This is a genomic window from Ruegeria alba (genome assembly GCF_022321465.1).
GTDB classification, from domain to species: domain Bacteria; phylum Pseudomonadota; class Alphaproteobacteria; order Rhodobacterales; family Rhodobacteraceae; genus Ruegeria_B; species Ruegeria_B alba.
Genome location: NZ_JAKOEM010000013.1, coordinates 25,520 through 39,385, shown reverse-complemented (window position 1 = coordinate 39,385; position 13,866 = coordinate 25,520). Strand labels below are relative to the sequence as shown.

General features: G+C 60.1%; 12 protein-coding genes. 3 read left to right on the top strand and 9 right to left on the bottom strand.

Going from position 1 to position 13,866, the window contains the following annotated elements:
• Positions 1–121: 121 nt before the first annotated feature.
• From MB818_RS14325 to MB818_RS14290, 8 genes are all read right to left on the bottom strand, one after another.
• Positions 122–1,222 (bottom strand): flagellar basal body P-ring protein FlgI, encoded by a 1,101-nt coding sequence (locus MB818_RS14325; protein WP_234139973.1) that lies wholly within the window; start codon positions 1,220–1,222, stop codon positions 122–124.
• On the bottom strand, positions 1,219–2,226 hold the full coding sequence (locus tag MB818_RS14320) for a flagellin (protein WP_234139974.1): 1,008 nt from the start codon (positions 2,224–2,226) through the stop codon (positions 1,219–1,221). Before MB818_RS14320 ends, MB818_RS14325 begins: the two co-directional genes overlap by 4 nt.
• A gap of 3 nt (positions 2,227–2,229) precedes the next feature.
• Complete coding sequence (gene flgK, locus MB818_RS14315) at positions 2,230–3,681, bottom strand: flagellar hook-associated protein FlgK (RefSeq protein ID WP_234139975.1); 1,452 nt, start codon at positions 3,679–3,681, stop codon at positions 2,230–2,232.
• 38 nt (positions 3,682–3,719) lie between these two features.
• The gene (locus MB818_RS14310) at positions 3,720–5,039 is read right to left on the bottom strand and encodes a flagellar hook protein FlgE (protein WP_234165323.1); all 1,320 of its coding nucleotides are present in this window, start codon (positions 5,037–5,039) and stop codon (positions 3,720–3,722) included.
• A gap of 77 nt (positions 5,040–5,116) precedes the next feature.
• Positions 5,117–5,953: a flagellar motor protein MotB gene (locus tag MB818_RS14305; RefSeq protein ID WP_234165321.1), complete on the bottom strand. Its 837-nt coding sequence runs from the start codon at positions 5,951–5,953 to the stop codon at positions 5,117–5,119.
• A 98-nt stretch (positions 5,954–6,051) separates the two neighbouring features.
• On the bottom strand, positions 6,052–7,050 hold the full coding sequence (locus MB818_RS14300) for an ABC transporter substrate-binding protein (RefSeq protein WP_439653290.1): 999 nt from the start codon (positions 7,048–7,050) through the stop codon (positions 6,052–6,054).
• A complete protein-coding gene (locus MB818_RS14295; RefSeq protein ID WP_238905523.1) occupies positions 7,047–8,432 on the bottom strand; it encodes a sensor histidine kinase in 1,386 nt (461 codons plus the stop codon). The genes MB818_RS14300 and MB818_RS14295 overlap by 4 nt, the downstream gene beginning before the upstream one ends.
• Positions 8,429–9,094: a response regulator transcription factor gene (locus MB818_RS14290; RefSeq protein ID WP_234139980.1), complete on the bottom strand. Its 666-nt coding sequence runs from the start codon at positions 9,092–9,094 to the stop codon at positions 8,429–8,431. The genes MB818_RS14295 and MB818_RS14290 overlap by 4 nt, the downstream gene beginning before the upstream one ends.
• A gap of 106 nt (positions 9,095–9,200) precedes the next feature.
• Here MB818_RS14290 and MB818_RS14285 point away from each other — a divergent pair, with 106 nt between their 5' ends.
• From MB818_RS14285 to MB818_RS14275, 3 genes are all read left to right on the top strand, one after another.
• Positions 9,201–10,181 carry a tripartite tricarboxylate transporter substrate binding protein gene (locus MB818_RS14285; RefSeq protein WP_234144638.1) on the top strand — a complete coding sequence of 327 codons (981 nt, stop codon included), beginning with the start codon at positions 9,201–9,203 and terminating at the stop codon, positions 10,179–10,181.
• A 299-nt stretch (positions 10,182–10,480) separates the two neighbouring features.
• Positions 10,481–10,975, top strand: a complete 495-nt coding sequence (locus MB818_RS14280; protein WP_234139982.1) for a tripartite tricarboxylate transporter TctB family protein — start codon at positions 10,481–10,483, stop codon at positions 10,973–10,975.
• Between the two features lies 1 nt (position 10,976).
• Entirely contained in the window at positions 10,977–12,494 is a 1,518-nt protein-coding gene (locus MB818_RS14275) for a tripartite tricarboxylate transporter permease (protein WP_238905522.1), read from the top strand.
• An 18-nt stretch (positions 12,495–12,512) separates the two neighbouring features.
• On the opposite strand, the gene MB818_RS14270 is transcribed toward MB818_RS14275, so the two are convergent.
• Complete coding sequence (locus tag MB818_RS14270; protein ID WP_234144640.1) at positions 12,513–13,850, bottom strand: FliI/YscN family ATPase; 1,338 nt, start codon at positions 13,848–13,850, stop codon at positions 12,513–12,515.
• Positions 13,851–13,866 lie beyond the last annotated feature (16 nt).

The following is a 13,866-nucleotide window of genomic DNA, read 5'->3' as shown; positions in this document are numbered from 1 at the left end:
CGCCCTTCGGCGGGGCGAAACGTTTGCAGCATATGGTTGATATCCGGCGTACTAACGACCCAACATTCAGAAACGGTGGGTAGAAAAACAGGGCGACCCCAGTTCTGTATGCGACGACTGCTCAGCGTACGACGAATTCGGCGTGCAAAGCACCGGCTGCCTTGATTGTTTTGAGGATGTCGATCATGTCGCGCGGTGACACGCCCAGCGCGTTGAGACCCGCCACCACATCCGATAGCGAGGCGCTTTCTGGCACTTCGGCCAGTTTGATCCCGGGTTCCTGTTCGATTTCCGCTGTTGTTCTTGGAACGATCACGGTGTCGCCTTCGGCAAACGGGTTGGGTTGCACCGCGATCGGCGCCTCTTCGACCCGCAAAGTCAGGCTACCTTGCGACACTGCCACGCGCGAGATCCGCACATCTGCTCCCATAACGATTGTTCCCGAACGCTGGTCCACTACCACCCTCGCCTTCCGCTCCGGTTCAACAAGTATGTTCTCGATTCTGACAATCGCATGGGCTGGCGACTTGGTCTGGGTGGCCGTGATATCCAACTCGACAGTACCTGAATCGCGCATCACCGCGACTCGACCGTTGAACACCGTATTCACCGCAGCCTCAATCCGCCCAGCGGTGGTGAAATCAGGTTCACGCAGCGCCAGGCGCAGTCGGGTCAAGGACCTCAAGTCGAATTCGATCTCCCGCTCCACCCGCGCGCCTGCTGGGATCACTCCGGAGGTCGGCACCCCCTGTACGACCGAAGCCGCCTGACCTTCGGCCGAAGCGCCGCCAGCAAGAACCGTACCCTGCGCAACCGCATAGATTTGCCCATCCGCCGCGTTCAGCGGAGTCATGATCAAGGTGCCACCAAGCAGGCTTTTGGAATCACCGATCGCGGATACAGTTATATCTATCTGACTGCCCACCCGGGCAAAAGGCGGTAGCGCGGCGGTGACGAAAACCGCAGCAACATTTTTTGGCCGAAAATCCTCGCCGGTTACGTTGACACCCAACCGCTCGAGGATGTTCGACATGATCTCTTCGGTGAAGGGGGCGTTGCGCAACCCGTCGCCCGTCCCGTTCAGGCCTACCACCAGACCGTAGCCAACCAAGTCGTTTCCCCTGACTCCATCAAATTCGACGAGATCCTTCAGACGAACCGCCCCTGCCTGAGCCAGGCCAGGAAGCAGAAGGAGAAAGACAAAAAGGCGGATCATTATCATCTCAGAAAATTCACTAATGAGAGGCGCGAATTGCGCACGGTCGTCGTGTAGAGGCTTTCCAACTGGTACTGCACTGCCTCTAGGCGAATAGCGGTTTCGTAAGGGTCGGCGCCCACGAGTTCACCGCGCGCACGTTCAAGGCCGCTCTTGGCGGCGCCATTCCTGGCTGCGGCCTTTTCGATTCTGGCCTCTGCATCTCCGATCTCGGCCTGAAGCGTGACGATACCGTCTCTGGTGCCCAAAAGGTCTACACCGATCTGCTTGAAAAGCGCAGTCTTGGTATCAGCAGACAAACCAAGTGCTGGATCCTCTGCCAGCGCAGAGACCGAAGCAAGGCGCAACGCATCGCGAAATGCAGAATCGTCGGCACGACGTGTCAGCGAGACCTGAGTATTTTCCGACACCTGAACGGGCGCTAGAGACTGATCCGATCCGGTATAGACAGTTGCGACAAAACCTGCGGGATCATCAAACCAGTCTCGCGCAGCCTGCATGATATCACCGGGAGTGGACAGACCGGAAAGGGCCGTACGCAATCCAGAAAGGATTGTATCAGCCGAGGAGAGTGGAGCTTGGTCCGTCGCAACACCGGCAAACAAGCTGCGCCCGCCGACCGAAGTGTTCAGCGAGGATATCATCGTTCCTAGCGCCCCACGCGCCTTGACGCCCGCATGCGCATGGCTGACAGCCTGGTTTGAGAGCGCGACCGACAGCAGCGAATCCGACAGGTCGGTGACCGTCTCTTCCACAGTGGCAAGGCTAGCTTGGCTTGCCGACGCCATAAGTTTGGCTTCGGCATTTGCAGCTGAAAGCGCCGAAAGCCGTCGCAGGGACCGATCCATATCGGCAAGATGCGAAAAATCTCCGCGTAGACGACCAGAAACATCGGCAACCTCGCCCGTACTCAGTTCTCGGGTCAGGGTGTTGATGTCGTTCCGGATGCGCGTGCCATAGCTGCGCAGCATCAGGTTCTGAGCCAAATCTCCCAGTGAATTCATAGCCATCGGTTACAACCTCAACAATGTGTCCATCATCTCGCCAACCGTCTCGATGACGCGGGCATTTGCGGCAAATGCCTGTTCGAGCTGCATCAGTGTCTGCAGTTCAGAGTCCGTATCGACGCCCTGTTCCAGTTCAAGCTTTTGCATCTCTGTCTGGCTGGCTGATGCAAAGGCCAACCGTTCAGCCGCCAGGCTGTCGTTTTGCGTCACTCTGGACAACAGAGCCGTGCCAACACCACTCGCAGTAATCGCGCCGGTCCCGAACCGAGTATCAAGCGGCGTGCGCGCGACCGTCAGAGCTTTAAGAAACGCGTTGATCTGCGTTGCGTTTCCAGGTGCCCCGGGGGCAACCGCCCCCAGACCGTCGCGTAAGCGCCAACTTAGCCCCCCCTGTTTCGGATCGACGATTGTATTCAGTTCCAATCGGCCTGCTAGCCCGGTTTGCGCCGTTGCTGCGAACCGGGCACCGTTGTCGGTAAATAGCCCAGGGTCGGTTGGCGCCGCTGTCGGGTCCAAAGCCGGGGCCTCGAAACGTTCCACAAGATCGCGCGCGACCAAATCAAGGTCCTTCTGCGCCTCGACAGAAAGTTCGTCGCGAATATCGAACGCTGCGGCAAGTGTACCACCCCGAATAGCCGAAGTTGGGCCGCTTATTCGCAGGTGCGTTCCGTTCAGCTCCAAACCTGACAACATACCGTTGTCCAATGTCATATGCGGCATCGTCTGTGTCGTCGGGGAAAAACTCAGTTGAGCAGCCGGCCCGTCTAGCAGGATGGCGCCGCCATCGGTGAACAGTGCCACGCTGCCATGATCGCGAGTAACTACGTTGACCGGTACCATCGTGTTGACTTCATCGATCATCTCTTGTCGTTGATCGAGGAGGGAAGCAGTGTCTCCGCCTGAAAGCTTGACTGACTGGATGCGCCCGTTGAGAGTTTCAATGTTCTGCAACACCGTGTTGAGACGATCGACCTGCTGCCCGATACTGCGATCCGCATCGTTGCGGGCGTCTCGCAAACCATCCGATGCGAAGTTGAGTGCTGCCGTCAGGTCGGAAGCCGCGGTCGCAGCGGCATCCAGACGAGTCTGGGCCGAAGGGTTACTGGCCGCTGCGATCAGGCTGCTTTCGAATTCAGCGATCAGGTTTGGAACCGAACGAGGATCGTCCGTGCCTCCGACCAACTGTAACAACCGGTTTTGAAAGTCTGATACTGTATCTGCATAACCCCGCGCAGCATCGGCGCCGCGCCGGTTCGCCACCAGGACCGGATCAGCGTGTCGAGTCACTCCAACAATACGAACTCCTGTTCCTCCATTCGTGTTGCCGGTCACTTCCAGTGATCTTCGCGCATATCCAGGTGTCAGAGCATTTGCGATATTGTCGGTTGTGACCCCCGTTGCACGGCTCGCTGCGGTCAAGCCGCTGAGAGCCGAGTGAAGTGCGGCCGAGATGGTCATGACAAGCCTCCTTGATCAAGATACAGCGAATGACCGGTTTATCGCTTGATGTTGGTGGTCTCTTGCAGCATCTCGTCCACTGTCTGGATCACTTTGGCACTCGACGAATACGCCCTTTGGGTCTGAATCATCGCGGTGAGTTCGGACGCAACATCGGTAGTCGATTCCTCTCGTGCGAAGGAAACAAGATCACCGGTCGGACCATCACCCGCATCCCAAAGGAAATAAGTGCCGCTTTCGCGCGAGGGTTCATAAGTCTGACTGTCAAGTGCCATCAGGCCGTTGGGATTTGGCATGTCGATGAGCGGAATCTGGAACACTCTTCGGCTGACACCATTGTCGAAAAAGGCATAGACATAGCCGTTCTCGTCAATCTCAACACGGCTCATCGTACCAACGGCGGTTCCGTCCTTTGTAATCGATACCGGCGCAAATTTGTCGGACAGCTGAGTGATACCATCCGACGCTCCGATCTGGCCGATATTGATTTCCATCGGGCCGCCAGCCACGTTGACAACAACCGAACCAGTTGCCGGATCGTATGCCCCGCCTGTTGTCGCAGAGACAGCAGCTAGCGTACCGCCATCGGTCCGCGCGTCAGAAAAGGTCAGCGTGTACTCCCCGACAATCGCGCCACCAGAAGCAGTGTCCCGCATAACCAAGGTCCATTCGTTGCTGACGCCTGTTGCAGGCACGGTTGGGACGAGCTCGATCTGGAGGTTTTCGGATTTACCTAGATTGTCATAATACTCGACCGAAAGGGGCTGTGGGTCTCCTGCTGCCCCAGCCTCCGTTGCGGTTGCCGGTAGGTTCATGCGCAGAACCATTTCGGTTGTCGGGGCTCCCGATAGCTGATTAACGCTCAACTGCACCGGCTCCAGCCCATCAGAGGTATCGCGCGGCAAGTTCGGGATCGACCCATCGGGATTGGCCCGCCAGCCCATCAGAACCAGGCCAGCCTCTGATTTGAGATAACCTTCTTCATCTGTGCGAAAGGAACCTGTCGTCGCCAGAAGCATATCTTGTTGAGGCAAGGCCAGTTGCGAACTACGCATCACTGGCAGCATACCGCGCCCGCGCACGGCAAGGTCAGTCGAATTCGAGGTAGATACCAGTGAACCGCGTTGGTCGATCAGGCGCTGTGTGGTCGTACGAACCCCACCTGCCGAGTATTTCCCGCGTCCGCCAGCATTCACCAGTGCATGGAAATCCGTTTCAACCCGCTTGTAGCCATAGGTCGACGAGTTCGCGATGTTGTCCGAGATCGTCGCCAGGCGGCTGGCATTTGCGGACAGCGCCGCAACCCCGGCGTTGAGCGAAGATGAAATGGTCATGGATACGCCTTTCTGCTGCATCATGAAAAACTGTTGCAACAGCTAACGCCTGACCGCTTAACAGCCCGCTAACAAATAAAATGCCATTCATCTCTGTGATCTCAACTGCGTAGAAAGATGATTTCGATCCGGTCGTTGCGCGCAGACATCGGATTCAAATCGGTGAGCTTCCGGTCGGCGAATCCAGTAACGCGCTGAATACGTTCTTCTTTCATTCCCAGGCTTTCAAATAGAACTCTAGTTCGCTCGGCTCGCGCGGTGGACAGTTCCCAAACTGGGCTCCGCACCAACACCACCGGATGTGCCCGAATATGCCCTCCCACGGCGATACCATTCGTGACCATTCCCGATGCCCGCACCACCACCTTGGCCAGATCTTTCATCAACTGGGTCGGGCGGTCCGACCCGGTGTCGAACAAGGGCGATTCGTCTGTAGAGATCAGCTCGACGATCAGCCCCTCGTCAGTCACACGGGTCACGATATGCTTACGCAACTGCTCGGATACCAGGCTTTCCCCCGCCCGCCCCTGCAAGGTCGCCTCCAGTGTCTTGAAGTCTTCGAACGGCTCTCCCTCGCCGCCCTGGCGGTCGACCCCGGTCGACCCACGCGAGCGGTCCGCATCCGCGCGCCGGCGATTGACACCTCCGGTCCCGGAAGTGACCAGCGCGTTCTCCGAGAACATGCTGTCGCCGCCAAAGGACCCGTCACCACCACCGGAAACCGGGTTGATCGGAATTGAATCCGAGAAATAGTCGGCCAGACCCTTGCGTTGTTTTTCCGTCGTTGCGTTCAGCAGCCACATCAACATGAAAAAAGCCATCATGGCGGTTACGAAGTCGGCATAGGCCACCTTCCACGCGCCGCCGTGGTGACCGTCGCCACCACCCGATTTCTTTTTCTTGATGATGATCGGCGCCGCATTGGAATGCGCACCCATCTCCACCACCTTCCTTATCACCCGAAATCAGGGATATCAGGCGAGGCGTTAACAGAGGCATAACATATAAGATTGTCGGGTTATCACACCCACGGCGATCACTGTTGTTGAACCGCGTTACGCCATTCCTCCAGGAACCGCTGCCGCTTGAGCCGATCCAGAAACACCAGCAATCCGGGCCCCAACGCAATTGGACGCAGTGACGCCCCAACCGGGCGAGTGGTCTCGGGCGGGTCCAGAAAAGGATAGTCAGGCGCAGGCGGGTCGGACCAGGCCGCCGCGATCAGGTGGTCGACAAATGCACCGGCAAGATCGGGCTCGGCCGCCTCGCCAAGGATGACCGCAGTGCGCATCATCATGTTTGTGTATTCCTCGGGCTCGACCACAAGAATACGCTCGGCCAGATCGGTGCGTGCCCGCGCGTAGCTGCCCAGCACATTATAGGCCAGGTCGATGCGGCCCTCGGCCACCGCCTCGATCATTTCACCAGAACAGCAATACAGCCTGACCTGCAAGCCGCCCAGAACCTCCATCAGCCGCCAGTAACTCTCGGCGGTTCGTGCATCCTGGGTCGCGAACAGATATCCCAGACCGCTGACTGTAACGTCATAGGTGCCGACCCGGCCCTGAAACCGGTCCGGGTCGCGTCTGAGCAGGTCAATCAGATCCTGCCGGGTGCGCGGCGGCTCTTCACCGGCGAAGGCCGCGCGAGACAGAACAACCGAGGCCGTTTCCTGTGAAAAGGCAAAGACATGGTCCCGCCAGTTACCCCAATCCGGGACAAGCGGCGTCCAGGGCGAACGATGGGGTCGGGTAAACCCATCATTGGCCAGCTTTATCTGCAAATCCATCGCCGAGGACAGGACAAGATCGAACCGCGCATTCTCTGTGACAATGGCCTGCATCACCTGAGCGCTGCTGGCTGCGGTATAATCGACCGCGACCCCTGGACGGCTCCGCAGAAAACTATCGATCAGCGGGCGCAGGATATCGATATCCGTCGTTGACAGGATGCGCAGAACGCGCGCCTCGGCAGGACCGAAACGCGCGTGTTCCTCGACCTCGAAAGCGCAGACGACAGCCGCCCAAAGGGTCAAGCAGAGGGAAAGTGCAGACAGACGCATGCGCCGGTTCCATCCTTTGTGTTGGCGATCTCCAGCCGCCCGCCATGCGCCTCGGCCACCTCGCGGGCGATGGTCAGGCCCAAACCGGACCCGACCGTGCCCTCGGCATTGCGGCCTCTAACGAAACGTTCGGTCAGGCTGCCCATCTCATCCTCGGGAAACCCGCCCGCCGCATCCCGGATGCACAGGGTATGAGCCGCCGCATCACCCCGAACCGATACCGTGATACGGGTTTCCTCGGGCGCATATTTGATCGCATTGTCAAGCAGGTTGCGTACCGCGTTCTGGACAAGGATCGGGTCACCCGCCATGGCATGCGCGCCCGTCATCTCGAGTTCCAGATCGATATCCTTCAGGTCGGCGACCGGCCGCAACCGATTCACCAGTTCAGCAGTCAGCTCGGCCAGATCGAAGGGTTTGCGTTCAAGACTGTCAGTGCGAAAGCTCACCATAGCATGATCCAGCAGTTGCCCTGCCGCACGCGAGCTTTCGTCGATGGCACGGATCATCTCGCGCAGTGCAGTCCGGTTTTCCGGTCGCTCGATCCGGTGCAGGGTATTCTCTGCCTGGGTCCGCACTGTTGCCAGCGGAGTCCGCACCCGGTGCGCCGCTTCGGCAATGAAATCCTCGGATCTCGAGAGAGACAGGCCCAACCGGTCGATAAAGCTGTTGAGGGATCGGACCAGTGGCGCCATTTCAGCGGGAACCGGGCGCGCGACCGGGCGCAGATCGGTTGGCCCCCGACGCGACACCATACCCGCCAGTTGCCGAAGCGGCCGGATCGAGGATTGCGCCGTCCAGACAGCCAAGAGAACGGCGACGGCAAAGAAGCCCGCCCCCAGCAACAATGCGGTCCGGGTCAGGGCCGCCAGCCGTTCGGTCTGTCCAGTCCGGGTCTGCGCCACAGAGATGATAAGGGGCGTGGAAACCCCATTGCGCGACAGCCAGCGTACCGTCGTCGCCATCCGCACGGTTTCGCCTTTGTAGACCAGCGTGTCGAACCTTGCTCCGGTTTCTCGTGACCCGGGTTCGGGTACGGGCAGATCGTCGTAACCGGTCAGTGTTTCGGCCCCCAGCATGACCCGATAGAACACCCTGTCATCGCTGACATTGCTCAGCATCGACAGCGCAGCATAAGGAAGGTCCACGGTCACCTCTCCCGCCCGGACCGAGATTGCGTCCATGATCGAGGTGGCCGAGGCCAGCAGGATGCGGTCGTGAGTCTCTTCAGCCAGGTCTCGGGTAAAGGTCTGTACGATCAGAAACAGCAGCGTCGCCAGCACCGCCGCGCTGCCGACCAGCTGTATCGTCAGCCGCCGGCGGATCGAACCGCTGATGCGCAAACTGTCACTCATTGCGTCCGCATCCGGTACCCCAACCCGCGCACCGTCTGAATTTCGACCCCCGAACCGCTGATCTTCTTGCGCAGCCGGGCCACATAGACCTCGATCGCATTCTCCGACACTTCCTCGTCGTAAGAAAACAGCCGGTCCACCAATCGTGCCTTGGAAAAGATCTGATCCGGCGCGGCCAGAAAGATCTCCAACAGCCGCAGTTCCTTGTTTCGCAGGGGCACATCGACACCAGCGACTTCCAGAACTCCCGAGAGTGGATCAAAGATCAGCGCCCCGATTCGTTTCTGGTTCGATGGGCGCCCCCCGCGCCGCCGCAAAACCGCCCGGCAGCGTGCCTCCAGCTCGGCAAAGTCGAAAGGTTTGGTCAGATAATCATCGGCGCCGAGGTCCAGAACACCGACCCGGTCGGACACCTCGGATCGCGCGGTCAGAACGATGACCGGGGTCTCGCTGAGATGATCGCGCTGCGTCTTGAGAAAGGTGCGGCCATCCCCATCGGGCAACATAATATCCAGCAAAATCAAATCGTAATCTGCCGTTACCACAAACTCTTCGGCAACCGAGATGTTCTCTGCATGATCTACCACATGCCCGTCCAGGCGCAGCCGATCCAGGATAGCCGCAGCCAGGCTCAGATTGTCTTCGACCAGTAGGAACCGCATGGGGTACCTCTCCTCTTCAACCGAATGCGACAGGTTGGTGTCAGCTTTGCATGGCTTTCCTTTCACATGGGCAAGCGAAACCCGCTTTGTCAAACGGGAGGACACAATGACGAAACTGAACCTGACCCGCCGGGTCATGATGGCCGCCGCATCGGCGGCATTTGCCTTTTCGACGCCGGCCATGGCCGAACCGGTGGTCGACAGCATCCATTTCCTCGTCCCCGGCGGCGCCGGTGGCGGTTGGGACGGCACCGCACGCGGCACCGGCGAGGCACTGACCGCAGCGGGCCTCGTAGGCACCGCCAGTTATGAAAACATGTCCGGCGGCGGCGGCGGCAAGGCAATCGGCTACCTGATCGAAAACGCCGCCTCGAACCACGGCACGCTGATGGTCAATTCAACCCCGATCATCATCCGCTCGCTGACCGGCGTGTTCCCGCAGAATTTTCGCGACCTGACCCTGGTCGCCGGAACCATCGGCGACTATGCCGCCATCGTGGTGAGCAAGGGCAGCCCGGTAAATTCGATGAACGACCTTCTCGCCGCTTTTGACGCCGACCCGGGTGGCACCGCCATCGGTGGCGGTTCGGTGCCCGGTGGCATGGACCATCTGGTCGCCGCAATGGTCATGGAGGCTGCTGGCAAGGACGCACTGGCAGTGAAATACATCCCCTATGACGCGGGCGGCAAGGCGATGGCGGCGCTCCTCTCGGGAGAGATCGCCGCGCTCAGCACCGGCTTCTCCGAAGCGGTGGATCTGGCGAATGCGGGCGAGGTCAAGATCATCGGCGTCACCTCGGATGATCGGGTCGCCGCCTATCCCGACGCCCCGACGATGAAGGAACAGGGGATCGACACGAGTTTTGTGAACTGGCGTGGATTCTTCGGCGCCCCCGGTCTGCCCGAGGACCGGCTTGCCGCCTATCAGGACGCGATTGCCAAGATGTATGATACTCCCGAATGGGAAGCCGTGCGCGCCCGCAACGGTTGGGTAAACATCCACAACAGCGGTGACGATTTCCGTGCCTTCCTGGAAAAACAGGAACAGCAGATCGGGGATCTGATGCGCAAGCTGGGTTTTCTCTAATCCAAAGGTGCGGCTACGCCGCGCTCGTCTGTGATGTGCGAGGGTTCCACCCTCGCGCTCCCGGGATATTTGAAGCAAGAGGAAGGGGAGAGCGGCCGACCCTCCCCTCCACCGAAGAAGCATAACCTTCCCCTTGCACGGTCATCGGCTTCCCAGCCTGTACCGTGATCCAAACCTAGGGAAACAAGGTTAACATCGTCTTTCCTCTTGCTGAAAATATCCCGGGGGAGGCGCCCGGAACGGGCGGCGGGGGCAGCGCCCCCCTGACAGCCTCAACCCAACACGCCCCGGAGGATCTTATGGCACTCGACCGCTGGATCGCACTGGTCATTCTGATGATCTGCCTCGCCTATGGCTACGCCGCCTTCTTCACCATGGACGCGGGCCTTGCCCCGTTCATGAAACGCAACCCGATCTGGCCAAGCACCTTTCCCAAGATCCTGTCAGTTCTTGCCGTTCTGACTGCGCTGACTGTTCTCCTGGGTCTCGAAAAGGGCGCGGCTGAGCCAAAACCGATGGAGATCAATTATCGTCGGTTGACCGAGTACAAACTTGGCCAAGCGCTTATGCTGCTTGCGCTCATGGTGGCCTATGCGTTGCTGTTGCGGCCCTTTGGGTTTCTGCTTTCAACTCTCGCCTTTCTGACAATCGGCTCGCTGATCCTTGGCGAACGCCGGCTTCACATCCTGCTGCCGGTGGCTGCGATCGCCGCCGGGCTGGTCTGGTACCTAGTCCAGGTGGTTCTGGGGATCTTCCTCAGCCCCTGGCCCGCATTTATGGCAAACGGAGGCTGATATGCTCGAAGGTCTGATGATCGGGTTGGCGACAGCCTTTTCGCTCACAAATATTTTGATGGTCATCGGTGGCTGTCTGATCGGAACATTCATCGGCATGCTGCCTGGGCTTGGTCCGATGTCGATCATCGCGATCATGATCCCGGTCGCGATCACCATTGGCGATCCGTCAGCGGCCTTGATCCTGCTGGCCGGCGTCTACTATGGCGCGATCTTCGGCGGGTCCACATCGTCGATCCTGATCAACGCGCCCGGCGTGGCCTCGACCGTCGCGACCAGTTTCGACGGCTATCCTCTGGCGCGGCAGGGTAAGGCTGGCAAGGCGCTGACGGTAGCCGCGATCGCCAGCTTTTGCGGCGGCACCATTGGGGCGATCCTGCTGATGGTTTTCGCGCCCGCGCTGGCCTCGGTCGCGCTGCTGTTTCATTCGGCCGAGTATTTCGCACTGATGGTGGTGGGCCTGTCGGCCATCGCCGCCTTTGCCGGATCAGGACAGGTCGGCAAGGCGCTGTTGATGACGCTTCTCGGTCTGATCATGGCGACCGTGGGCGAGGGCGCGCTTTTCAATATGCCGCGCTTCACCATGGGAGTGATGGATCTGCAATCGGGGTTTGGGTTCATCACGCTGGCTATGGCGATGTTCGCCCTGCCCGAGGCGCTTTATCTCGTGCTCGATCCCTCGCGGTCCAACCAGGGAGGTGATGGCAACGCGATCAAGGACCTGCGCATCACAAGGGCCGAGGCGAAATCCATCGCGCCAGTGATCGGGCGGCAATCGGTGCAGGGTTTCCTGATTGGTGTTCTGCCCGGCGCAGGCGCGACAATCGCCAGTTTCCTCGGTTACGCGGTCGAACGCAACATTGCCCCCAAGGCCGAGCAGGCGGAGTTCGGCAAGGGGTCGCTCAAGGGATTGGCCGCACCCGAAAGCGCCAATAACGCCGCCTGCACCGGATCCTTCGTTCCGCTTCTCACCCTGGGCATTCCAGGGTCGGGGACCACCGCGATTCTCCTCGGCGCATTGATCGCGCTGAACGTCACGCCCGGACCACGCCTTATGGTGGACGATCCACAGATCTTCTGGGCAGTCATCATTTCAATGTATCTGGGCAACCTGATCCTGTTGGTCCTGAACCTGCCGCTGATCCCCTATATCGCCAAGATCCTTACGGTGCCGCGGACCTTTCTGATACCGTTCATCCTGTTCTTTACCCTGATGGGGGCATATATCGGTCAGAACAACGCCACCGAACTCTTGATCCTGGTGGGGCTCGGCGTCTGCGCCACGGTGCTGCGATTTGCGGACTATCCGCTGGCGCCGCTGCTTATCGGTTTCATTCTCGGTTCAATGCTGGAAAACAACTTTGCCCGTGCGATGCAGCTCTATGACGGGCTGGGCTTCATTCTGGAACGGCCGATGACTATGGGGCTTCTGGCACTGGCGGTGATTCTGGTACTGCTGCCCAGCTATCGCGCTCGCCGCGCGCGGCTGCGGGCCGAGGGCGTGGCTGACGCCGACTGACACCTGTCCGGCCCACGTCTAGTGGCGGGGGCCGGATTTGGCGCGGCGCAAGACCAGTTGCAGGCGCGAGAAACTGTGCTCGACCCCCTGAGCATCGGGTCGGGCCAGAAAAGCATCCAGCTCGGGCCAGACCCGCACCGCCTGATCCAGTAACGGGTCAGCTCCTTCTGTATACAGCCCTGCCTTGATCATCACTTCGGATTGCTCGTAGGCGCCAATCAGGCGCCGCGCCTCGCCGATCAGTGCGTTCTGCTCGGGCGTGGCCGCATCCGGCAAGCTGCGCGAGACCGAACGGCTGATGTCGATGGCGGGAAAGCGACCACGTTCGGCGATTTCGCGGTTCAAAACGATATGGCCGTCCAGAACACCGCGCAGGATATCGGCGACCGGTTCATCCATGTCCGACCCTGCGACCAGGACACTGAAAACACCTGTGATATCGCCCTGTTTCTCGGTCCCAGGGCCGGCGCGTTCGCACAGGCCGGTGATCAGCGGCGTAACCGAGGGCGGATAGCCCCTGAGCGCCGGCGCCTCGCCCATGGCGGCGGAAATTTCGCGATGCGCCTCGGCGAAACGGGTGATCGAGTCCGCCAGGTAGAGAACATTCAACCCCTCGTCGCGCAAGCTCTCGGCCACAGTCATTGCAGCCCAGGCGCAGCGGCGGCGAACCAATGCGGATTGATCCGATGTGGCCGCGACGATGACCGAGCGCGCCAGCCCCTCGGGGCCCAGCGCCTTGGCCACGAACTCGTTGACCTCGCGCCCCCGTTCACCGATCAGCGCGACCACAACCGCATCCGCCTGCATCGACTTGGCCAGCGTGGCAAGCAGGCTGGATTTGCCAACCCCCGACCCGGCAAAAAGACCGACCCGCTGGCCCTGGACAATGGGCAACAATGTGTTCAGTGCACAAAGCCCGGTTGCCATGCGCTGACCCAGGGGTTTGCGCTGCACGGCAGGCGGCGGCGGGCGCATCAGATCGCGCGCCTTGGCCCCCCGCATCAAGGGGCGCCCGTCCAGCGGTCGACCGAACGGGTCAACCACCCGTCCCAGCCAGTGACGCCCAGGCGCGAATCCCGGCATCGGATGCAACACCACGCGATTGCCCAGCGACACACCTTCGGGTGCGCTGTCGGGCAGCATGTTGATCGTGCTGCCTTCGACCTGCAACACCTCACCCCCTAGCGACGGACCAAAATTACGTTTCAATTCAACCCGATCACCGATCTGCGCCTGATTGGCGAGTCCCTGGATCTGAATCACGCCCCCTGCCACGCCGGTCACGCGCCCGACATGTCGAACCAGGCTGAGACTGTCGAACTCGGCTTTCAGGGCGAGGGGGTCCGGGGCCGTCATCGGGATATCTCCAACA

What these genes read in the sequence shown, in the direction of transcription:
- MB818_RS14325 (WP_234139973.1), bottom strand. Translation starts at nt 1,222, where the DNA reads ATGATAATGATCCGCCTTTTTGTCTTTCTCCTTCTGCTTCCTGGCCTG.
- MB818_RS14320 (WP_234139974.1), bottom strand. Translation starts at nt 2,226, where the DNA reads ATGGCTATGAATTCACTGGGAGATTTGGCTCAGAACCTGATGCTGCGC.
- flgK (WP_234139975.1), bottom strand. Translation starts at nt 3,681, where the DNA reads ATGACCATCTCGGCCGCACTTCACTCGGCTCTCAGCGGCTTGACCGCA.
- MB818_RS14310 (WP_234165323.1), bottom strand. Translation starts at nt 5,039, where the DNA reads ATGATGCAGCAGAAAGGCGTATCCATGACCATTTCATCTTCGCTCAAC.
- MB818_RS14305 (WP_234165321.1), bottom strand. Translation starts at nt 5,953, where the DNA reads ATGGGTGCGCATTCCAATGCGGCGCCGATCATCATCAAGAAAAAGAAA.
- MB818_RS14295 (WP_238905523.1), bottom strand. Translation starts at nt 8,432, where the DNA reads ATGAGTGACAGTTTGCGCATCAGCGGTTCGATCCGCCGGCGGCTGACG.
- MB818_RS14290 (WP_234139980.1), bottom strand. Translation starts at nt 9,094, where the DNA reads ATGCGGTTCCTACTGGTCGAAGACAATCTGAGCCTGGCTGCGGCTATC.
- MB818_RS14285 (WP_234144638.1), top strand. Translation starts at nt 9,201, where the DNA reads ATGACGAAACTGAACCTGACCCGCCGGGTCATGATGGCCGCCGCATCG.
- MB818_RS14280 (WP_234139982.1), top strand. Translation starts at nt 10,481, where the DNA reads ATGGCACTCGACCGCTGGATCGCACTGGTCATTCTGATGATCTGCCTC.
- MB818_RS14275 (WP_238905522.1), top strand. Translation starts at nt 10,977, where the DNA reads ATGCTCGAAGGTCTGATGATCGGGTTGGCGACAGCCTTTTCGCTCACA.
- MB818_RS14270 (WP_234144640.1), bottom strand. Translation starts at nt 13,850, where the DNA reads ATGACGGCCCCGGACCCCCTCGCCCTGAAAGCCGAGTTCGACAGTCTC.